The organism is Acidaminococcus sp. (assembly GCA_022482815.1).
Taxonomy (GTDB): Bacteria; Bacillota; Negativicutes; order Acidaminococcales; family Acidaminococcaceae; genus Acidaminococcus.
This window is the reverse complement of record JAKVOM010000001.1, coordinates 46,613-67,542: the sequence shown is the minus strand read 5'-3', so window position 1 is coordinate 67,542 and position 20,930 is coordinate 46,613. Positions and strand designations below refer to the sequence as shown.

Sequence of the window (20,930 nt, the reverse complement as noted above, 5' to 3'; positions counted from 1 at the left end):
TTGGCATATGGCCCAGTAAAGTGGGTAGTGGCTGGTGGAGAGTGGTTAGCACTGTAGTGCTGGCAGCTGCTTTGGCGGATTCTTGAGATAGAATGCAGCGGGCAGATGGTAAAAAATAAAGGCGCTTTTGACTTATGGCATTTAGCAGTGGATTATTTTCTGCGGGCGCCCCGCGGCCAGCGACCTGCGACCAGCGAAAAAGAAGGCTATGACGAAATGCAGCTGCATTTCGTCATAGCCTTCTTTTTATGCATCCAGATGTGCGCGGCCCCATTCCTGCAGTTCCAGCAAAATAGGAATCAAGGATTTTGCCTTATCTGTCAATTGGTACTCCACGCGAATAGGCCGCTCATCGTACAACGTTCTTGTGACAAGGCCGGCGGTTTCGAGTTCTTTGAGGGAATTGGCCAGCATCGTATTGGTGATGCCTATGATGGCTTTGCGCAGCTCCCCATACCGCATCGTCTGATGCACGTTAATGGCGCAGAGAATCAGTATCTTCCATTTCCCGCCCACAAGGTCAAGTACACGTTTCAGGCCGCATCCAGGCCCTCCGATTGTGTCGCATAAAGTTTCTTTTTTCATTTTGATTTCCTCACTCAGGTTTTTCGTACTCACTAAGTTTAAATTGCGTACTTGATAAGTATTTTATATCAGATATAATAGCACTATCAAAGGAAATATACAACCTGCTTAGCAAGGAGGAAATCATTATGGAATATAAGATTACTGCAAAAAATTTCGTGGAAGAAGTTACGAATAGCAAAATCCCCGTCATGATCGATTTTTATGCCGACTGGTGCATGCCCTGCAGAATGATGGGCCCGGTCACGGCATCTATCGCTGACGCCTACCAGGGAAAATTAAAAGTCTGCAAAGTGAATGTGGATGAAGAACCGGAACTGGCGCAGCAATTTAACGTCTCGAGTATCCCTATGTTCGCTTTCATCAAAGACGGCCGTACCGTAGACGGGTTTATCGGTGCCGTGCCCCAAAGCATCGTCGAAAGCAAGATTAAGGCTCTGCTGTAAGACCGGGACGACAATTCAAGACACGCTGCCGGCAAAGCAGACCTCCTCTGATTACACGGCAGCTGATCTTTTGAAATAAAATAGGAAAAGCAGTGTTTAGAAAAATGGGCTGCAAAACAATGTGCGATTATTGTTTTGCAGCCCATTTCGCTGGTCGCAGGCCGCTGGTCGCGTGTCGCCCGTGGAGGCCTGAAGATGTAAAAGATATAAGGGACATCACCCACCGCAAGCGGTCCTCCCTCTTCAATGTCGCGCAGCGACGTCGAAGAGGGTCCCTAAAGAATTTACCACAGGTGTTCTATATTTTCTTTAAGCAAAGTAAAACACTGGCTACGTAAAGACTTTCAAATCTCTTGTAGTGTTTCACTGCTACAAAATATAGCAGGCCTGCAGTTCATAGTAGAGACCTTGTATCATATGTATTGGGACTTTAACCCTCTTTTTGGGGGAAAGTGCTACACTGTAAAAGATGCTGTGGATTGGTTTTAGGACCTACCGATTAACGGTTTGAAGAAGACTCCAACCACAGCTCTTTGCAGCGATGTTAATTAGTTAGATACCGCCAGACGGTTTATATAGAACAAGGATACATAGCAGAGAGTCTGTGGTTTCAGCATCATATTTTTTAGGAGGTTTTATATTATGATCTACGTTGGAATTGATGTGTCCAAAGACAAACATGACTGCTGCATTCTTGACCCAGAGCATAAGTCCAGGTACAAGCAATTTACTATTACCAATGATTGGGAAGGCTTTGACTTTCTGCTGAAGCAGATATGCTCTTACAAACAACCGGCAGAAAACATAAAAGTAGGGCTTGAAGCCACCGGACCTTACAGCGAGAATATCACCAGATTCCTGCTGAATAACGGGCTACCAACTTATGTCTTCAATCCCATGATGACAGATCAATACAAAAAGAGTCATAGCCTTCGCAAAACTAAAACCGATCGCATTGATGCTCATTTCATAGCCTGTATGTTCATGTCCGATTTGGATCTCAAACCCTACGTTCCTAAAGAATACCACAATGAACGTCTCATGTCACTTACCAGATCTCGGTTCAGAATGGTTCAGGCAAGAACAAAGATTAAACAAGACGTGGATCGGCTTGTGGTTCTCAACTTCCCTGAACTAGGAAAATATATGAACCTGAATTCTGCTACTGCTCACGCTATATTCATGGAATATCCTACTCCCGAGGAGCTGGCAAACGCCAACTTGAAACACTTGAAAAACATTATTCACAAGGCATCCAGAGGCAGCTTAAATGAGGATTTGGCTGAACAAATTCGTGACGAGGCAAAAAAATCTATCGGTAAACACAACAATCTGGGCAATGAACATGAATTGCGGGCGAACATCCGGATTCTTGAGGACTATGATGAAGAAATTCGCAAAATCGAGGCTGAGGAAAAGGAGCTGCTGAGCGAGCATCCGGAACCTTTACTTACAATTCCTGGGATTGGTGCCGTCACAGGAGCCGCAATTTTAGCGGAAGTCGGGGATTTTTCCAAGTTCTCTTCTCCTGACAAAGTTCTAGCTTATGCCGGGCTTGCACCGTCCAGGAACCAATCAGGACGCCGAAGTGGGATAGGTCGAAGCGCCCACATGGAGAAAAGAGGGTCACGTTATCTACGATTTGCGCTCTTTAACGCAGCGATATTCGTCTGCCGGTACGAACCAGCCTACAGGGAATATTTAGCTAAGAAACTAAACGAAGGCAAGCATTACTACATAGCAATCTCTCATGCAGCCAAAAAGTTGGTACGGTTAATTTATGCACTTCAGACAACAGGAAATACATACAAAACATCTGCTCAATTAATGCTTCAAAAGCAGATAAATACTAGCTCCGATTCACAGGACATTGTACTTGACATATGATAGTTAGTCTTCTTCGACGTCGCCATAGCGACATTGAAGAAGGGGAACCGCAGGAAGGCCTGATGGCATCAGACCTTCCGGAAAGTGGTGGATGATGTCCCTTTATTTTTTTTATTTTTTGGCAAACCGACGCAGGAGGTTTGGCTACGGTGTACCTTCTTTCAAGGGAACATACTGCGAATTTTAAGGTCGCAATCGGACGGCGCACTGTTAAAGGAACTAGAAACTTATTTAAAAAGTAAATGTTATGGAGATTATGTCTTTTTGATATGGTATACTAATTTTACATAAAGAATCCTTTCTGTGAAAACAGGGAATACTGCGGGAAGGACTGCACCGGAATTACTGGTGGAGGCCTCATATTTACATATAACAATGGGAGGAAGAACCATGGGATTTAAGCTGCCAGATGGCGCGGATTTAAGTGTAGATCAGATGAATATTATTAACTTGTCTGTCGAGAAAAACTGGTTAATTAGCGGAGGTCCCGGAACAGGTAAAACCGTCATGGCAATTTATCGGGCCGACCAGGCAAATCTAACTTCAAAGGAGAAAGAAGGGAAGCCTGTTCTAATGCTGGTTTATAACAAACCATTGCAAGGGTTTCTTTCAACTGCCCTTGATAAGGAAGATTTTAAGAACATTGAAATTAGCACATACCATCACTGGCTTAAGGAGGTTTATACGCAACAAGGTTGGCCCCAAACGGACTTGTTCACTATGGCTGGGAATAAGTGGATATGGAATATACAGTGGAATAAAGTACAAGAGAGAATGGGTAAGCTGGGAAGAATATATTTCCATGTCGTCATAGATGAATCTCAGGACTTTCCTATTGAATTGCTTGAAATCTTGAGCAAAATTTCAGAGCATATGACATGTTTTTTTGACCCCAACCAGGCAATAGAGGATGATAAGACAAATAAATATGTCACTTTAAAAATGTTATGTGAACCGACAGATTATAAATTAACTCGGAATTTCCGAAATACAATTGAAATCCAAAAAGTATCTGCGCTATATTGCATAAATGGAACTCCGGCACCTTCCGAAGATCATGGAAAGAAGCCTGTTATCACCCAAACAGCATCAGGCAATTTTGACGAACTTAACAAAGAAATGGCTAAAATCATTGAACAAAATAAAGAGAAAGAAATCGGTATTATTGTTGTGAACCAAGGGGCAGAGATAAATACATATAAATCCATGAGAGCCATACTACCGAAAACTGTTAATGTACAGATGCATTTGCCACCGAAGTATACTATTGATTTTAATCAGCCTGGAGTGAAAATTCTTACATACGGAACCATGAAAGGATTGGAATTCGATATTGTATTGCTTCCCCTGTTCGATAAAATTTTATCTTCCGGGGATGCAACAATTGACGCAAACAGGGTATATGTAGCTACTTCGAGGGCAATCAGCGAACTTTATCTTTATTATTGGAGTAAGGTGATAAAGGAAGGGAAAATCAATACAATGACAGTGTTGACTAACAACAGTGACTTACTGGAATGGAAATGATCAAGAGGGATTTAGTATGAAATTCTACTTTTATTCAAATAAAAGTGTGTTGTTTGACTATCTCGAACGTAACATCATAGCTCCTGACAGCGTAGTACACGATAAACTTGGCAATAGGACGATATCTGTTACTTCTGAAAATTTCTTGTTCGTCACACATAAAAAATTAAGCCGCAAGGTGCGGGAACAAGGGATTACAACACCGGAATCCGTTTACCCCATTACATTGGAATTAAGAGAACCGAATGAAGATGACCATGAAGCTATTTTTCTTATGAAGAAGGACGGTTCTTTAGAATACCAACTGAAGAAACTGAATGAATATAATCCTGACACCTGCATAGGTGCTTATTTGCTTGGTGAAATTCCTCTTTCCTGCGTGGAAAAAATTTATTTTGATACGCATGATGATGTCACTAATTTTAAACGCCCGTCGCCGGATTACTGGTACCCAACGAATAAATACGGAATTCTACCAGAAGATTTTTCGGAAGAATTCACTTTGACTCCGGATGAGGAAAAAATTATTTCTGCCGGTAAGATGAATGTGAAAGACATAATCAGAGGTATTGAAGTTCGTGAAAAAGAAAGGGCCGGGCTGCTAAATTTTGTGGTTGGTACCCGTAACTGGCAGTATGGTAATTATAGATTTAGCATTGACAGAAGTCTGATGCGGTTCTTAGGATTACATGAAGATGACGTTAGCACAGCGCTTCCTCATTATCTTAATCTTGCCCAAAAAGAGAAAGACAATGTGGAGCAGCTGGATTTGTTTTATCAACCTGAGAATCAGATGACTGATTTGAATCAAAAGATTTACAATATCATTTATCGTACTTTTTTAGACGTTGAAACTGATCTCAGAAAATCACCAAATACTATGATTGAGGTAGTGGACTCGCTCAGCGGTCCGCTATCTGTCTTGAGCGAAAACCCAAATGAGAAGAATCAAATCAAATGTAGTATTACGGAAATCGAGGAATTGATTTCCGGGAAATCTGATAAAACCCCGGAAGAAATTCTAGCAGCAATTCCAAAACGGATCTGCTCACTAAGCTCCTTGTTGTTTGTGGCAAAAAACCCGAAACGTTATGATGATTTTTTAAGGTCATTAGAAGTCTATAATGCAGATCAACTGACGAAACGCCGCGCCATGGTTTTGTGGGGTGTACTGAACGGGCTCCTTGGTTTTCCTGGCAATAAATTCCATAAGGACAATCAGTTATTGTGGCAGTACATAGAAGCTTATGTAGAAAAAAAGAATCCTGCTTCTGGAGTTACCCTGTCGACAACTTTTCCGCAGCCTTGTGGCGTTGAGAATGGCGCGATTCTTGGCATTGAGCTGCACGAGGAACGGGTCATCACAGCAAGTGATGTTCGGGAAGCACTTTTAAAAATACCACTTGCTAAGTTAAAGGACGAAGTGTTTGAAAAGCTGTTTGAATTGGCTGTTGAGGACTGTGGCTCCAAAAAGAAAGCAGAAAATAAGGGATATGCATACCGCATTGCATCAGTGACCCTTCCTGCTATTAAGAAAGGCGAGGAGTTGAGTATCGAGAAGCGCAAGAAGTTGGAACAGTTGCTAAAAGACGCTAAGAATCTTGTGCCGAATAAAGAAAAGCTGCATAAGGATTATTTAGAAAAGGAAGATAAATTCAAACAAGTATTTGCGGAAGATCCTAAGTCTTGGAAAGAGGTATTCAACAACTTAGAGGAGTAGTCAAATGCGAAAGTATGAATTGATGTTTGAACAAAAAGCCGAGTTGCCAGGTATTGATACGCTGCAAGAAGATATCGCTAATGCCAGAGACTGGGAAGACGCATTTTGGATTGGTAAATTCATATATAGTCATGATTCCAGCGAAGCAGACAAGTTGATTATCAAAGCGTATGAAAGAGCATTTAATCTGGGGTTGAATGTATACTCCAACAGGGAGTGCTTCTTGACTGCTACACAGCAGAGTGCAAGGATGTGTTTTCAATTCGGGCGATATGTCGAAGCCGGTAATCATCTAATAGTGCTGGAAGATAATTATGAAGACCTTCCGGATTGGGTTCATTTGTACTTTGCAGCGTCCCAGATTCATACGGATATTCTTTTGTATTGGGCGGAGAACCCGAAATATCTTTTTGATTATATTGATAAAATTAACAAGAACAACCCCGAGTCAGTGCAAAAACGCAAGTTCCTATTTCAGGACTTTTTAAACAGAGTCGCTGAACTTTCGGGAACGCAGGATTTGTCAGAGGTAGATTCGGAAGCGATTCTAAATAAAGCTGAGGAGCTTGGAGTTAAAGATTCCAATGCATGCCTGAATTTTGAGGTTGCCTTAGGACTTGAGGTGAACCTGGCTGAGTGGCAAAAGGAAGAGGTAGAGGAAGAAGAGACCGGTGCACAGGCAGCAAGTGAGCTTGAACAAGAAGTTGCAGAACTTAAAGATAAACTTGCAGAATTACAGGAGAAAGCTAATGCACAGGAACTCCAGCTTGGTGATTACAAACTACAGGCAAAGCAGTATAAGCAGGATATTGCTAAGCAGCATGAAGAGAATGCCAAACTCAAGAGTCAGTTAAAATCCACCACAGAGGAGCTTCAGGGAGCTAAAGAACGGGAATATGCTTCTTTACAAAGAGAAAAGACGTTGGAAAGCAAGCTCTCGGGCCATGAATCCGACTTAAAACAGTTGAAGGAACAGGCCTCCGCTTTAGGAAAACTGAAGGCTGAAATTGAAGAGTTAAATGAGTTACTGGCGGAAACTGAAAATGAAAACACCGAGCTGCGTGCTGAGGCTGAACAGTATACCGCAACGATTGCTAAACAGAATGCTGAGGCTGAAAAATATAGCGCAAAGATTGACAAATTCACTTCTGATTTGCAGAAGGCTAATGCAGAGATTCAGCGACTTCGTGCAGCAGTCCCGGAAACTCAAACTGAACAAACCGCATCGCCGGGCTTTACGGCTGCAAGTTTTTTGCGAAGAAATCAGAAAATCCTGATTATCGGTGAATCCAGGATTAAAGCAAATGATATTAAGGGGGTACTTAAAAAACAAGTGCCAGGCCTCCGTAATGATCACTTGGAAATTTTGCTGAATTATGAGGATGTAAAAAGTTATACAGACAGGATTAAACAAAATGGTATGAAATACGCAGGAATCATTGCAGGTCCCTGTCCTCATAAAACTAAGGGTATTGGGGATCATGGGAGTTTTATACAGATGCTTAAGGACGAGAAATTAGAGTATCCTCCCGTTGAAGAAGCCAGAACAAATTCACATGAACTGAAAATAACCAAGACATCAATTCGCAATGCAATGGAAAGACTGATAGTGAGACTGCAGCCTACGACTCTCTAGAAACTTATTTGGCCTTTTGAGAACGATAGGTGATATGCTAAAGCTTGCGCAGATACAATTTGATAGTTTTTATCATAGTAAATGTAAAAGCGTAGAATGAACACGAGCCCACTGTAATCCGACAACGGATTATGGTGGACTTGTTCTATCAGGGCGGTGGATCCCCGGGCGTGATCCTGTCGGGGATGTTTGGGTGTTCTCATTATTATTGAAATATAATACAAAGTGAGATACGTACGAAACTGTCTTGCAGGCACTGTGCCGGATACTGTATTTCAAAATTGGGGAAGAATATGATAATGAAAGGAAGTTATCTGCATTACGTACTGACTGCGGTGGAGAATAGCGCGACGTAAAAAATCACACCAACAATTCTACTAATCTCTGTTGTCGGACTGATTTTCCACCGCAGACGTGTCCGCGATTGCTTAAGCAATCGACGGCCACTGCGGTCCCTCTTTTTCCTCGCTGCGCTCGAACAAGGCGAAATGCAGTCGCCAAAGCTTCGCTTTGGCAAATATAATAAGCAAAAGTTGACTTTATTTTTCATTTTATTCCGGTCGTCAGACCGGACCTTGCCGCCGCAGGCTGGGCTAAAAGCTATATGCCAAAAGCTAAAGGCGCCTTTATTTTTTTACTAACTGCCCGCTGTAATCTTCTTCCAGAATCCGCGAAGGTATCTGTCCGCACTACGGTACTATCCACTACCCACTATCCACTTTCCACTAGGCGCATGCCGCCTTTCAAGTATTTTCCCTTGACACAAACTGTTAAAACGATTACAATATAACGGTATCACTTTGGGCCCGAGTCGTTAGCCCCGGCGCGAGTACCAAAGATTCATCACTCGGATACATGTTTGCAGATTGAGCTTTATTTAGGAGGAATAAGGATGAAGACATATATGGCAACCCCGTCTACCATTGAACGCAAATGGTACGTAGTGGATGCTGCCGATAAGACTCTGGGCCGTCTGGCTGCAGAAGTCGCAAAGGTGCTCCGCGGCAAGAATAAACCGACTTTCACTCCCCATATGGATACTGGGGATCATGTAATCATTATCAATGCTGCACAGGTTAAGCTGACCGGCAAGAAGCTGACCCACAAGGTTTACTTCCGTCATTCCGGTTACCTGGGCGGTGACAAATACGTTACTGCCGGCGATATGCTGAAGAAGAACCCTGTCCGCATGGTTGAAATGGCTGTTCGCGGTATGGTTCCCCACAATCGTCTGGGCGCTGACATCATTAAAAAACTGCATGTATACGCTGGTCCTGAACATCCTCATGCTGCACAGAAGCCTGAAGTTCTGACCATCGATATTCGCTAAGAGGAGAGGAGAACTAGAAAATGGCAAAAGTAACTTATGATGCGACTGGCAGCCGCAAGAGTTCCGTTGCTCGCGTTCGCCTTGTTCCGGGCGAAGGCAAGATCGTCATCAACGGCCGTGAGCTGAGTGAATATTTTGGACTGAAGACCCTCGAACTGGTTGTTCGTCAACCGTTGGAAGCTACCGAAACCCTCGGTAAGTACGATGTACTGGCTAACGTAGTCGGCGGTGGTATTGCCGGCCAGGCTGGTGCTGTTCGTCACGGCATTGCTCGTGCCCTGCTGAAAGTTGACGGAGACTTCCGTCCTGTCCTGAAGAAGGCTGGTCTCCTGACCCGTGACCCGCGCGAAAAAGAACGTCGCAAGTACGGCTTGAAGAAGGCTCGTAAGGCTTCTCAGTTCAGCAAGCGCTGAGTTTTATTACGAATTTACGAATTCAAAACTGTCGACTGCAACTGCAGTCGGCAGTTTTTTTATATGCGAATAGGCAAACCGACGCAGGAGGTTTGCCTATGTGGAGGGATAGCTTCTTTTTTTATATTTTGCTAAAGCGGAGCTTTAGCGACTATATCCGTGCCTTCTTCGAGCGTAGCGAGGAAGAAGGGGAACCGCTTGCGGTGGATATTCAGTTAGATAACAAGTAAGGGTAAATAAAAGAGACTGGAAAACAGCAGCACTACTAGAGGTAGCCAAATGTTCCATTTGGCCCAATTGAACCAGGACGACCCGTAATCGTACCCATCCCTGCGTTCTGAATGAATACCCACCACGGACGGAAAGCGACTGCGTCGCATTCCTGTGGTTCCTCCCTCTTATTTTTTTATCAAAAAACAAGAGGGCGAAAGAGCTGCGAATATAAAATGTAGGAGTGCTGGATTTTTGTTTCAGCAACCCGATACAGAAGAAAAATAAATTTAAGGGACATCACCCGCTGCTCTGCTGTGGGTGGTCAGTCGGACAACAGGGAATGCCCCCAATCAAGCAACTGTGAAATTCTAACTAAACTTCAATTCAAGGTACTATCCCCAGTGCAGCCCTCTTCGACGGCAGCCCACATTTAAAGACTTTTAGCACCCGGCAGTGCTTCTGCCGAGTGCTTCTTTTTTTGCAGGATCCAATTTCGTGACTTTGATAAAAATACTTCTTGTATTTATTTCCATACTCCTTTTACTACTTTGAAAGGGTACTAAATACCCCTCATTTATAGGGAATTGACGCACATAATGCTAGAAATAAGCAATTTCTATGTCTGCTTTTCACCTCTTTAAGAAAAAATAATAACGCATAATTATTTTATAAGTTCAAATTTATTAATTACAACTATTAAAATTATATATAAACGATAAATAAAAACTATATTAAATCATTCGTACCATTTCGATTGAAAAAAATATATTAAAAAATACGTTAGTATAATTCCATTGACTATAAAAATATATATGCACATAAATTAAATACATAAATAAAAACTATATATCGGAATAATACCAATTGTACTAAAAATACAGTATACAATATTGCAAATTGTAAAATAATTGATAATTTTCACTATTGACGTGAAATTTTGTTTGTGCTATTCTTAATTCGTAGTTAATGTTTCACAAATTCTGTATTTATTCTATTTAGAATGCATAAATATGCATAGCTCCTGCTAAAAAATGCAAAAATACAGATGATGAGTGGAACGAACCAGAAAGAAAACTTTAAAAGGAGGGGAATCTCAATGAAAGTCAAAAAAGTAGTTACCTCAATCTTGGCCATGCTTATTGCTGGATCTGTTCTAGCCGGCTGTGGTGGCGGCGGAGATCAAAAATCCGCTGACGGCAAGCTGGACCGCAGCAAGCAATTTGTAACGGTGCTCACTGGTCCTACAAGTGGAATTTATTTCCCCATTGGCGGTGCTTTCTCCAAAGTAGCAGGAGAGATGGGCTACAAGACATCTTCGACAGCAACGGGAGCTACGGTCGAAAATATCAACGGTATTCTTACCGGAAAAGGTGAAATGGCAATTGCTATGTCCGATTCGGTTATCCAATGCCAGGAAGCTTTCGGTGCTTTCGAAGGCAAGAAAAAGGAACCGGATCTGCGCGTGATGATGGGTCTTTGGCCTAACGTTGTCCAGATCGTGACAACTGAAGATACGGGTATCAAGACTTTCGCCGACCTCAAGGGGAAGAGAGTCGGTGTTGGGGCCCCGAATTCTGGTGTAGAATTGAACGCTCGTATGATCTTTGAAGCTAACGGCATGAGTTATAGTGATGCTAAAGTTGACTACTTGTCCTATGGCGAAGCTATCGACCAGATTAAGAACGGTCAGTGCGATGTCGCATTCGTAACGAGCGGCCTTGGCAACGCGACAATCAAGGAACTCGGTACGATGAAGAAGATTCGTTTTATCCCCATTGATGAAAAAGCTATGGCCAACCTGACCAAGAAATATCCGTTCTATATGCCATACAAGATCCCGAAGGATTCCTATGACACGGATGTAGACACACCGACGGCTGCCGTAATGAATGTTATGCTTGTTGACAAGAAACTGCCGGACGAAGTTGTCTATGACCTTTTGACCGGAATCTATTCCGAAAAGGGCCTGGCTACAATCGGTGCCTCTCACGCAACGGCAAAACGCGAAATCAAGTTGGATACCGGCCTGCGTGGTATCAAGGGAACTCAGTTGATTCTTCATCCGGGCGCTGAAAAATTCTGGAAGGAAAAAGGAATGCTCTAATTTAGGATGAAAGGCAAAACAAGAACTGCCTTATGGATGGTCGTACTGTTCAGTGCCATCGGACTATTTGCCTGGTGGCATTGGGCAAGTCAGACCGTCATGCGAATCAAAAATTACGAGACCCGGCATATCTACGTAGAGTTCCCGGTCCAAGCCGGCGATCGTTTATTTTTTGGATGGATTCATTCGCTTGAACATATTCACTGGCACGAGTACTTTCATATTGCACCGGATCATTCGTTGGTACTTGATACCATATCATTTCCCGCTTTTGGAGCGGGAATCCCGGAAAACAGAGGAAAAAAGACCTGGGTGGATGAGAAGGGAAATATTTTCATGGATGAGATTGATCAGTCTTTTCCAAGGATTGACTGGATTAATTCTCACTATGCGACTCGGGAAATCAAGCTCAATGATGAGCTTATTACCAGTGGAAAGCTCCTGCCGGAACATACTCGATTGATTCTTGTGATAGAAGAGAGGGGATTCTTCGATGGAAGACTTGAAGAAAAAATCCACAACCAACCCTACTTCGGCAAGTTCTTTCAGTGATGCACCAGTTAATAAGGATGGTGTTATTACCGGCGATATGTCCGATGAAATGATGGAGAAGACTACTGCCATCATTGAAAAGGTTGATAAGGAATCGGCGACGCGTAAATTTAGCGGCGTCATGCAGTCGTTTTTCTATATTTTTTGTATCGTTGTTTCGCTTTATCATCTCTACACGGCTATTTTTGGACCTCCTGTGACGCTGGTTCACCGGAGTCTCCACGTAGCTATGATGTCGAGTCTGTGTTTTTTGATGTATCCGATGTCCAAGAAATCCAGCCGGACGAAACCGTCCATCCTTGACTGGATCCTTGCCATTCTTTGTTTTACCATACCGCTCTATATCTACACGGATTATCTTGGTGTCGTTGAGCGGGCCGGCCGCGCCAGTCAGACCGATATGATCATGGCAACGCTTCTCGTGGTTCTCGTCCTGGAAGCTACCCGCAGATGCAGCGGAAAAGCTTTGCCGCTCTTAAGCATAGGGTTCATTCTGTACGGGCTCTACGGGCGGCAGTTCCCGGGAATGTTTATGCACCGCGGGTATGACTGGCTCAGCCTTTCCAACCATTTCTTTGCCAATACGGAAGGTATCTACGGTACCTCTGTTAACGTTTCTGCAAGTTACATTTTCCTTTTCATCTTGTTCGGCTGCGTGATGACCAAGTCTGGCATGGGTAAATTCTTTAATGATATTTCCCTTGCCCTTGCCGGTCATACAAAGGGCGGCCCTGCAAAAGTATCCGTCGTGGCTGCCGGCCTTCTGGGATCCATTAACGGTTCCGCTGTTGCTAACGTGGTAACGACAGGTTCCTTTACGATTCCTTTGATGAAAAAGACAGGGTATAGTGCAGAATTTGCCGGTGCAGTTTCTGCTGCCGCTTCTGTCGGCGGGCAGCTGCTTCCTCCGATTATGGGCGCTGCAGCCTTCATCATGGCAGAAATCCTGGGCGTTAAGTACTCTGAAATCATCGTCTGGGCTGCCATTCCGGCGCTGCTCTACTACATGGGCATTCTGATCCAGGTTCAGCTGCGTGCTTCCAAGGATGGACTTGTCGGGGTTCCGAAATCTCAGCTTCCTAAAGCATCGGAAGTTTTGAAGGCTCAGGGACACTTGATTATTCCTATCCTGTTCCTGCTGTATATGCTGTTCTTCTCGGGCTCTACCGTCGTCTATGCAGCTGTGCTGACAATTGGTGTCACGATTGTTGTCGCCGCCTTTAAAAAGTCGACGCGTATGACCTTTAAACAGATCGTGGATGCGCTGGCAGAAGGGGCTAAACAGACCGTCAGCGTTGCTATGGCTTGCGCCTGCGTCGGTATCGTTGTAGGTGTTTCCTCCAAGACCGGTTTCGGGCTTACGATGGCGAACACGATCATCAGCCTGGGCAAGACGTCTATCCTCTTTACCCTCGTCTTCACGATGGTAACGTGCATGGTTCTCGGCATGGGGCTTCCTTCCATTCCGTCCTACATCATTACCTCGTCCATTGCAGCTCCGGCCCTGTTTAAATTAGGGATTCCGAATGCATCGGCCCATATGTTCAGCTTCTATTTTGCAATGTTTGCAAACCTGACGCCGCCTGTTGCTTTGGCCGCCTTTGCAGCTGCCGGTGTATCCGGCGGCAACCCCATGAAAACCGGGTGGATGAGTGTGCGGCTTGCTATCGCAGGCTTCATCATTCCGTACATTTTCGTATTGTCTCCTCAGCTCATGCTGATCAATACGACCTTTGCGGAAGGCCTTCTGACGGCAGCAACGGCTGCTCTTGGTGTATTCCTCCTGGCAGTTGCCTGCGAAGGGTACGTGTACGCGCCGGTTAACCTGATATTGAGGGGCGTCGCTCTTATCGGTGCCCTTTGCCTCATGGTTCCGGGCATACAGACCGATATCATCGGTGCAGTTATTCTCGTTGCGCTTATCGTGGTTCAAAGAAGAAAGAGAGCTGCTCTCAATCCGGTTGCGTAAAAACGAATATTGCTGCTAAGACAAAAGATGCTTCCCTGTTTTGCGCAGGGAAGCATCTTTTTTGTTACGCAGCTCGCCCGTGGAAGAAAAATTGCCAAGCGATGGGTGATGTGCGCCAGTTCGGCGTGAATAGTATAGTTCGGTGAAAGTCCGAATCCAGTAAAGCCTAGCAAGCAGCTGGTACCGAGTCTTGCATGCAGAGCCGTGAGGTGAGCATGAAGCGTAGACAGGGAGTGTGAGAGCCGTAATGCCAAATGCGATGAGCAAGGCGTGAAGCAGAATCAGCCTCGTTAACCGTAATATGGAAGCCGATACCTTATCACCGGTCGCAGGCAGAAGCGTGCAGTTCGTTAGCAGGAAACTGCGGCGAGAACTGCACAGAGTTCCATCGGGGTCCAAGTGCACGGCGAGTACACAAACACTATTCATGTACCTGGGAGAACTGACTCAGTCCAAGGGACAGTGGTATGCTGACTTAAATACTTAACTGTACGGAGGTTGGCAAAAGCTGAGTCAGTAGTCGGATTGCCTCATAGTAGTGATGAAACCTATGAAAGTAGGCGGAGCGAAGGGGGCAAAGAATAATCGATTTCTGTCTCAAAACAGAAGGTAAGACAAAGAGGTTACCATAATGGAAATTGCGACACAGAAATTAAGGCACCGAGTGCAAGAGTGCAGATATGGTGCTGAAAGATTATTCTAAGAGCCGTATGCGGGAAAACCGCACGTACGGTTCTGTGAGGGGCGGGCGAGGCAACTCGACCCGTCTACTCGACGGACCACTCTGCCGAGGGCAAGGCTAAATGAAAAAAATTTAGATTATCTGCTAAATTTTAGGTTTTATATCATATTTTACTTGAATCAAAAATGTTAACCCACTGTAGCAGACGAGGTTAGAACAAATGCCCAAAGCGCTTTTATTTTTTACTAGCTACCCGCTGCATTCTTCCTCAAGAATCCGCCAAAGCAGATGCCCGCACTGCAGTGCTACCCACTATCCACTATCCACTACCCACTTTACTGGGCCAAATGCCAAAAGCCAAAAGCGCCTTTGTTTTTTACTAGCTGCCCGTGCATTCTTTCTCAAGAATCCGCTAAAGCAGCTGCCCGCACGGGTGTACTAGCCACTCTCCACTAGCCACTACCCACTTTTCTATGTCTTCTCTTCACGTACTATATTCTCTGAAAATTCCTACCCGCTTGACAATCACACACAATTTTACTAGGATATACACAACGTAATTTAACAAAAGTGAGGTGCTTGACGATGAGTGAAAAGTTGTGGTCGATTTTAGAGGAGCTGAAGTCCAATCAATATGAATGGGTGGACCTGACCCATCCCCTGAATAATAACAGCCCCTATTGGGCCGGGATTCCGAAAGGCTCCGTGGAACTCTGCAAGACGGTCTTTGATTGGGGCAACCCGATGCTGGAATGCCTGATTCAGACCTTCAAATTCCCGGGACAGTTCGGAACGCACGTGGATTTTCCGGGCCATTTTGTGAAAGGTGCTAATCTCTCCGACAAATATGGCGTCAAGCATATGATCTATCCCCTTGTCGTCATCGATATCAGTGATAAAGTCAAAAAAGACGTGCACTATGCCGTCACGGTGGACGACATCAAAGCCTTTGAGGCAAAATATGGTCCTATCCCCGATGGTGCCTTTGTCGCCCTTTATACCGGCTGGGCTAAGAACTGGCCAAACATGGATAAACTCTCCGGCCTTGACGCGGAAGGCAACGAAAACGCTCCGGGCTGGTCGCTGGATGCTTTGAAATATATCTATGAAACCCGTAACGCTGCTGCAAGCGGACATGAGACCCTCGATACCGACGCGTCCAAAGTCGCTGCCGCGGCAGGAGACCTCGTATGCGAACGCTACGTACTGAGCCAGGGCAAACTCCAGATCGAAGTCCTGAACAACCTCGATAAAGTCGCTCCCGTGGGCGCACTGCTTTTCGCCGCATGGCCTAATATTGAAGGAGCTACTGGACTTCCTGTTAGAGCAGTAGCGATTACGCCGAAGAAGTGATGTTTTAAAAGGCACCTGCCTCACTCTGGTGTTCGGCTGGCTTGAAGTAAATCTTCTGTGAAAAATGAAATAAAAACAGGTGTGAAATTGGGGCATACGTTTTGCATGAACGTATGCCCTAATTTTTTACCTGTTTTCACTTGAAGTCTTATTCTTTTATTTTTCATTCTCAGTGTCTTTTGGATACATGTCGAGATTGATGTTGCCTGTGTTTAACAGCTTTTTTCCTAATTTTTACGTTACTTTTACACTTTCTATATAAATGAAACTTACACTCGTTACTTAGAATGAATGTTGTAGCGTTCAGATGGGAGGAAAAGAGAAGATGAAAAGTTTCAAAAAGGTGTTGTGCCTGCTGGTTTCCGTGCTGATGCTGGCAGCCCTGACTGGATGTGGTGGCGGCGAAAAGAAGGAAGCAGCAAAAGAAGGCGGCAAGACAGTTGTAACGTTCTGGCATGTTTATTCCAAGAACTTCGGTGCTCCTGTCATCAAGAAGATGGTGGAAGACTTCAACAAATCCCAGGACAAGATTTTGGTAAAGGAAGTCTATAACCCGGATATGTATCCAGGTTTGATGAAGAATTTGCAGGCGGATGTGGCTGCCGGCAAATCCCCGTCCATTGCAATGATTGGCTATAACTACCTGAAGTATTTTGATCAGAACTTCAAGTATGTATCTCCGCTTGATGTCGAAAAGACTTCCGATAAGGATAAAGACTTTGTAGAAAAGAACTTCTTACCGAACGTGCTGTCTCTGGCAAAAGATGGTGACAAGCAAGTGGGGCTGCCGTTCTCTATCAGTGCTCCGATTCTGTATTACAATCCGGACCTGTTCAAGGCTGCCGGCCTCGACCCGAACAAACCGCCTAAGACATGGGCAGAAGTCAAGAATTATGCGAAAGCTATCCATGACAAGACTGGCGACTACGGCTTTTATATGCAGGAATATCAGGATAACTGGGCTACGCAGGGTCTTCTTACTTCCAACGGCGCTCAGATCCTGAGCAAGGATAATAAGGCTGTATTTGCTTCCCCTGAATCTGTCGAAGCTTATCAGCTCTATGCCGATATGGTTCTGAAAGATAAATCTGCACTGCATATCGCTGCCGATGAAGGTATTGCTTCCTTCTATTCCGGCAAAGTCGGTATGCTGATGGGCACCAGTGCCAAAATCGGTACTGTGACGAAATCTTCCAAGTTCAATGTCATGGCCTGCACGTTCCCTGCTTTCGGCACGAAGAAAGTTCAGATTCCTTCCGGCGGTAACTTCCTGGCTATTACGGCTCAGAACAAGGAAGAACAAAAGGCTGCCTGGGAATTCATCAAGTTTATCATGCAGCCGAAGTACCTGGCTCAGTGGACTATCAATACCGGTTACCTCCCGCCTCGTCAGGACGTTGTAGATGATGCTTCCATCAAGGAAGCTATCGCAAAGACGCCGGCCCTTAAGATTGCTTTCGAGGAACTGCCCATGCTTTCTCAGTGGGTTGCCTTCCCAGGTGACGTTGGCGTAAAGGCTGAAAAGAGACTGGCCGATGCAAGAGATCAGATTCTTTCCGGTCAGGATCCGATGACGGTCCTTCAAAAAGCACAAGATGACTTGAATGCACTGTTAAAGTAAACACAAATCGTTTTCCAACGCAGAGGACCGTTTTATGAACGGTCCTCTCTGTGTATTTTCCGATGGAGTGAGAGCCTTATGAAAGCAAATGATATGGGGTATTTGAAACGGGAACGGAGGCTCGCGGTGCTGTATATCCTGCCGGCACTGTCCGTTTTCATCCTGTTTATGTTCTACCCGCTCATTTATACAATTTATTTAAGTTTTTACCGGTGGAACATGGTTTCCCCAAACATGAAATTTGTGGCATTGCAGAACTATGTGAATCTGCTTTCTGACCCGGTAACTGTGCAGGTTTTTAAGAACACGGCTCTGTATATTGTCATTCTCGTTTTCTTTAATTTTCTGCTGCCATATATACTGGCATATATCAACACCTTTTTGATGAAGACAGGGAAGCATGTCTATAAGGCACTGCTCTTTTCATCATCCCTGATTGCTCTGGTAGTTGGGGCCATTCTGTTCCAATGGATCTTTAATCCTGTATCGGGCCCCGTTGCTGCACTGGCAGATAAAGCCGGTATTACCCTTCCAGCCTGGTCAAAGACGCCCGGACTGGTTATCCTTGTTATCAGTCTCGTTGCCGTGTACAAGGCATTTGGGTACAACTTCCTGATTCTTTTGTCCGGCATGAGCAGCGTACCGGAAGAACTGATCGAAGCAGCCCGTCTTGAAAAAGCTTCAAACGGCAACATTTTTAGAAAGATTGTTATGCCACTGACGTCGGCGACGGCCATTTATATCCTCATTATGACCATCGTGCAGGGCCTGCAGTACGTATTTACTCCAATCAAGGTCCTGACTCAGGGCGGACCGAACGATGCCAGTTCCAACATTATCTACCGTGGATATGATTACGCTTTTACCTTCTATGAAACGGGGATGTCTGCGGCGCTTGCTATTGTGACTATGATCATCTTCCTGCTGCTGCTATATCTGGAATTCCGATTTGTGGAGAAGGGAGTGTACTATGAAAATTGATAGATCTGAAATCAAATGGCACATTCTCTTCATTATCCTTGTGCTGATGCTGATTTATCCGCTTCTGTTTTCCTTGTCGACTTCTTTTAAGACGATGAGCGAAGCTTTCTCATCGCCATCGCTCATTCCGGCGGAGCCAACACTTGATGCCTATAAGCGCGTTTTTGAAGTCGTGCCTTTTGCCCGCATCCTTTCCAACACGTTCCTCATTGCCAGCCTCGTGACACTGTTCAAAGTAGCAACGGGCGTCTTTGCAGCCTATGCATTTGTGTTTTTCCATTTTAAGCATAAGACGATTCTGTACTTTCTGCTCATTAGTACGATTTTTATTCCTTTCACAGTGACGATGATTCCAAACTATATCACGCTGTCCCGTATTGGCCTCGTGGATAGCATCTATGGTGTGGCACTGCCGCAGTTAGCCGATGCTACGGGAATTTTCCTTCTGAGACAGTACATGAAAGGGATTCCGATGTCACTCATGGAAGTGGCAGAACTGGAACATGCTTCCCACTGGACCCGGCTGCGTACGATTGTCGTACCCATCATCAAACCGGCTATCCTGTCCATCGGGATTATCTTCTTTATCAACTCCTGGAACGAATACGTATGGCCTGCCATTATCATCAAGAGCGAAGTCAACTACACGTTGTCCTTAGCTCTGCAGATGTTCGTAAGTTCCGAAGGCGGTACCGACGTGCCGGTTACGATGGCTGTAGCAACGCTCACTATGCTGCTTCCGCTGTGCTTGTACGCTGTCTGCCAGCGTTTCATCATCGGAACGTTTGCGCATTCCGGAATAAAATAACGAGGTGTCGTGTATGTATAGCATTGAACTCAAAAATGTAGTCAAGAAGTTTGGCAAAACGGAAGTTATCAAGGGTCTTGACCTTGCTATCAAAAAAGGAGAACGGCTGATTCTCCTGGGGCCTTCAGGCTGCGGCAAATCTACCATTCTCCGCATGATCAGCGGACTGGAAACCATTACGTCCGGTGAACTCTATATGAACGGGAAACTGGCCAATAACATGGATCCGGGCGACCGGAACATTGCCATGGTATTCCAGAATTACGCACTGTTTCCTCATTTAAGTGTAGAGGATAATATTTCCTATGGTCTTAAAGTTAACCACGTTCCGGCAGATGAAATGAAAAAACGTGTCGCCTCCGCTGTCGAGATTTTAAATCTTCAAGGTCTCGAAAAGCGGCTGCCCCGCGAATTGTCCGGTGGGCAGCGGCAGCGTGTCGCTCTGGCACGTGCCATCGTAAAGCAGGCGGACTTTTTCCTTCTTGACGAACCCTTGTCCAACCTGGATGCCCAGCTTCGCGGGCATGCTCGTAAGGAACTCGTCAAGATTCATGAAATGTTTGGTCAGACCATGATTTACGTGACTCATGACCAGATTGAAGCCATGACCGTAGGCCAGCGCATCGCAGTCATTAACGAAGGCAAGATTCAGATGCTTGATACGCCGACCAAAGTCTATCACAGACCGGCTAACGTCTTTGTTGCCAAATTTATCGGGTCGCCGTCTATGAATATTTTCAGTGCACCCCTGGATGCCGGCAGCCTGCAGTTAAATAATACGCCTCTGCCGCTTCAGGCCAATTGGATGAAAGTTTTGGACGCTGCGCCGAGTCAGGAATTCAAGACCGGAATCCGTCCCGAAGATGTTGTCCTCTATCCGGAACCGGGAGCGGGGAGAATTCCTGTCACCGTACAGTATCAGGAAGATTACGGCAGCCGCGTCGGGTATTACTTTACCGTTAATGGCGAAGATGTAATTTCCATCATGCGGGACGATGTTCTGCAGGGCAAAAAAGAAGCTTACTGGGATGTCAATCAGAATAAGCTCCACTTTTTTGATGCGGGTACCGGCAGGAACGTCGGTTATCCGGAGTAAGGGGGCC

Annotated in this window: 16 protein-coding genes; 15 read left to right on the top strand and 1 reads right to left on the bottom strand. The window is 45.0% G+C overall.

The window, feature by feature from the left end; genetic code table 11:
* Nucleotides 1–246: 246 nt before the first annotated feature.
* Complete coding sequence (locus tag LKE33_00350; protein MCH3949385.1) at nucleotides 247–585, bottom strand: helix-turn-helix transcriptional regulator; 339 nt, start codon at nucleotides 583–585, stop codon at nucleotides 247–249.
* A 128-nt stretch (nucleotides 586–713) separates the two neighbouring features.
* On the opposite strand from LKE33_00350, the gene trxA reads away from it, so the two are divergent.
* The 15 genes from trxA (at nucleotide 714) to LKE33_00275 (ending at nucleotide 20,923) form a co-directional block, all read left to right on the top strand.
* Nucleotides 714–1,031 (top strand): thioredoxin, encoded by a 318-nt coding sequence (gene trxA, locus LKE33_00345; protein MCH3949384.1) that lies wholly within the window; start codon nucleotides 714–716, stop codon nucleotides 1,029–1,031.
* A gap of 642 nt (nucleotides 1,032–1,673) precedes the next feature.
* The gene (locus LKE33_00340; GenBank protein MCH3949383.1) at nucleotides 1,674–2,918 is read left to right on the top strand and encodes an IS110 family transposase; all 1,245 of its coding nucleotides are present in this window, start codon (nucleotides 1,674–1,676) and stop codon (nucleotides 2,916–2,918) included.
* 390 nt (nucleotides 2,919–3,308) lie between these two features.
* A complete protein-coding gene (locus LKE33_00335) occupies nucleotides 3,309–4,445 on the top strand; it encodes an AAA family ATPase (GenBank protein ID MCH3949382.1) in 1,137 nt (378 codons plus the stop codon).
* A gap of 16 nt (nucleotides 4,446–4,461) precedes the next feature.
* Entirely contained in the window at nucleotides 4,462–6,165 is a 1,704-nt protein-coding gene (locus tag LKE33_00330; protein MCH3949381.1) for a hypothetical protein, read from the top strand.
* A gap of 4 nt (nucleotides 6,166–6,169) precedes the next feature.
* Entirely contained in the window at nucleotides 6,170–7,801 is a 1,632-nt protein-coding gene (locus LKE33_00325; GenBank protein ID MCH3949380.1) for a hypothetical protein, read from the top strand.
* Between the two features lie 892 nt (nucleotides 7,802–8,693).
* A complete protein-coding gene (rplM, locus tag LKE33_00320; GenBank protein ID MCH3949379.1) occupies nucleotides 8,694–9,131 on the top strand; it encodes a 50S ribosomal protein L13 in 438 nt (145 codons plus the stop codon).
* 20 nt (nucleotides 9,132–9,151) lie between these two features.
* On the top strand, nucleotides 9,152–9,544 hold the full coding sequence (gene rpsI / locus LKE33_00315) for a 30S ribosomal protein S9 (protein MCH3949378.1): 393 nt from the start codon (nucleotides 9,152–9,154) through the stop codon (nucleotides 9,542–9,544).
* A gap of 1,309 nt (nucleotides 9,545–10,853) precedes the next feature.
* On the top strand, nucleotides 10,854–11,861 hold the full coding sequence (locus tag LKE33_00310; protein ID MCH3949377.1) for a TAXI family TRAP transporter solute-binding subunit: 1,008 nt from the start codon (nucleotides 10,854–10,856) through the stop codon (nucleotides 11,859–11,861).
* 6 nt (nucleotides 11,862–11,867) lie between these two features.
* A complete protein-coding gene (locus LKE33_00305) occupies nucleotides 11,868–12,413 on the top strand; it encodes a DUF1850 domain-containing protein (protein MCH3949376.1) in 546 nt (181 codons plus the stop codon).
* Nucleotides 12,355–14,382 (top strand): TRAP transporter permease, encoded by a 2,028-nt coding sequence (locus tag LKE33_00300; protein MCH3949375.1) that lies wholly within the window; start codon nucleotides 12,355–12,357, stop codon nucleotides 14,380–14,382. Before LKE33_00305 ends, LKE33_00300 begins: the two co-directional genes overlap by 59 nt.
* A 1,267-nt stretch (nucleotides 14,383–15,649) precedes the next feature.
* On the top strand, nucleotides 15,650–16,417 hold the full coding sequence (locus LKE33_00295) for a cyclase family protein (protein MCH3949374.1): 768 nt from the start codon (nucleotides 15,650–15,652) through the stop codon (nucleotides 16,415–16,417).
* Nucleotides 16,418–16,742: 325 nt separating this feature from the next.
* Nucleotides 16,743–18,038 carry an ABC transporter substrate-binding protein gene (locus LKE33_00290; protein ID MCH3949373.1) on the top strand — a complete coding sequence of 432 codons (1,296 nt, stop codon included), beginning with the start codon at nucleotides 16,743–16,745 and terminating at the stop codon, nucleotides 18,036–18,038.
* Nucleotides 18,039–18,116: 78 nt separating this feature from the next.
* Nucleotides 18,117–19,019 (top strand): sugar ABC transporter permease, encoded by a 903-nt coding sequence (locus LKE33_00285; protein ID MCH3949372.1) that lies wholly within the window; start codon nucleotides 18,117–18,119, stop codon nucleotides 19,017–19,019.
* Nucleotides 19,009–19,827 carry a carbohydrate ABC transporter permease gene (locus LKE33_00280; GenBank protein ID MCH3949371.1) on the top strand — a complete coding sequence of 273 codons (819 nt, stop codon included), beginning with the start codon at nucleotides 19,009–19,011 and terminating at the stop codon, nucleotides 19,825–19,827. Before LKE33_00285 ends, LKE33_00280 begins: the two co-directional genes overlap by 11 nt.
* A gap of 13 nt (nucleotides 19,828–19,840) precedes the next feature.
* Nucleotides 19,841–20,923, top strand: a complete 1,083-nt coding sequence (locus tag LKE33_00275; protein ID MCH3949370.1) for an ABC transporter ATP-binding protein — start codon at nucleotides 19,841–19,843, stop codon at nucleotides 20,921–20,923.
* Nucleotides 20,924–20,930 lie beyond the last annotated feature (7 nt).

What these genes read in the sequence shown, in the direction of transcription:
- LKE33_00350 (MCH3949385.1), bottom strand. Translation starts at nt 585, where the DNA reads ATGAAAAAAGAAACTTTATGCGACACAATCGGAGGGCCTGGATGCGGC.
- trxA (MCH3949384.1), top strand. Translation starts at nt 714, where the DNA reads ATGGAATATAAGATTACTGCAAAAAATTTCGTGGAAGAAGTTACGAAT.
- LKE33_00340 (MCH3949383.1), top strand. Translation starts at nt 1,674, where the DNA reads ATGATCTACGTTGGAATTGATGTGTCCAAAGACAAACATGACTGCTGC.
- LKE33_00335 (MCH3949382.1), top strand. Translation starts at nt 3,309, where the DNA reads ATGGGATTTAAGCTGCCAGATGGCGCGGATTTAAGTGTAGATCAGATG.
- LKE33_00330 (MCH3949381.1), top strand. Translation starts at nt 4,462, where the DNA reads ATGAAATTCTACTTTTATTCAAATAAAAGTGTGTTGTTTGACTATCTC.
- LKE33_00325 (MCH3949380.1), top strand. Translation starts at nt 6,170, where the DNA reads ATGCGAAAGTATGAATTGATGTTTGAACAAAAAGCCGAGTTGCCAGGT.
- rplM (MCH3949379.1), top strand. Translation starts at nt 8,694, where the DNA reads ATGAAGACATATATGGCAACCCCGTCTACCATTGAACGCAAATGGTAC.
- rpsI (MCH3949378.1), top strand. Translation starts at nt 9,152, where the DNA reads ATGGCAAAAGTAACTTATGATGCGACTGGCAGCCGCAAGAGTTCCGTT.
- LKE33_00310 (MCH3949377.1), top strand. Translation starts at nt 10,854, where the DNA reads ATGAAAGTCAAAAAAGTAGTTACCTCAATCTTGGCCATGCTTATTGCT.
- LKE33_00305 (MCH3949376.1), top strand. Translation starts at nt 11,868, where the DNA reads ATGAAAGGCAAAACAAGAACTGCCTTATGGATGGTCGTACTGTTCAGT.
- LKE33_00300 (MCH3949375.1), top strand. Translation starts at nt 12,355, where the DNA reads ATGGAAGACTTGAAGAAAAAATCCACAACCAACCCTACTTCGGCAAGT.
- LKE33_00295 (MCH3949374.1), top strand. Translation starts at nt 15,650, where the DNA reads ATGAGTGAAAAGTTGTGGTCGATTTTAGAGGAGCTGAAGTCCAATCAA.
- LKE33_00290 (MCH3949373.1), top strand. Translation starts at nt 16,743, where the DNA reads ATGAAAAGTTTCAAAAAGGTGTTGTGCCTGCTGGTTTCCGTGCTGATG.
- LKE33_00285 (MCH3949372.1), top strand. Translation starts at nt 18,117, where the DNA reads ATGAAAGCAAATGATATGGGGTATTTGAAACGGGAACGGAGGCTCGCG.
- LKE33_00280 (MCH3949371.1), top strand. Translation starts at nt 19,009, where the DNA reads ATGAAAATTGATAGATCTGAAATCAAATGGCACATTCTCTTCATTATC.
- LKE33_00275 (MCH3949370.1), top strand. Translation starts at nt 19,841, where the DNA reads ATGTATAGCATTGAACTCAAAAATGTAGTCAAGAAGTTTGGCAAAACG.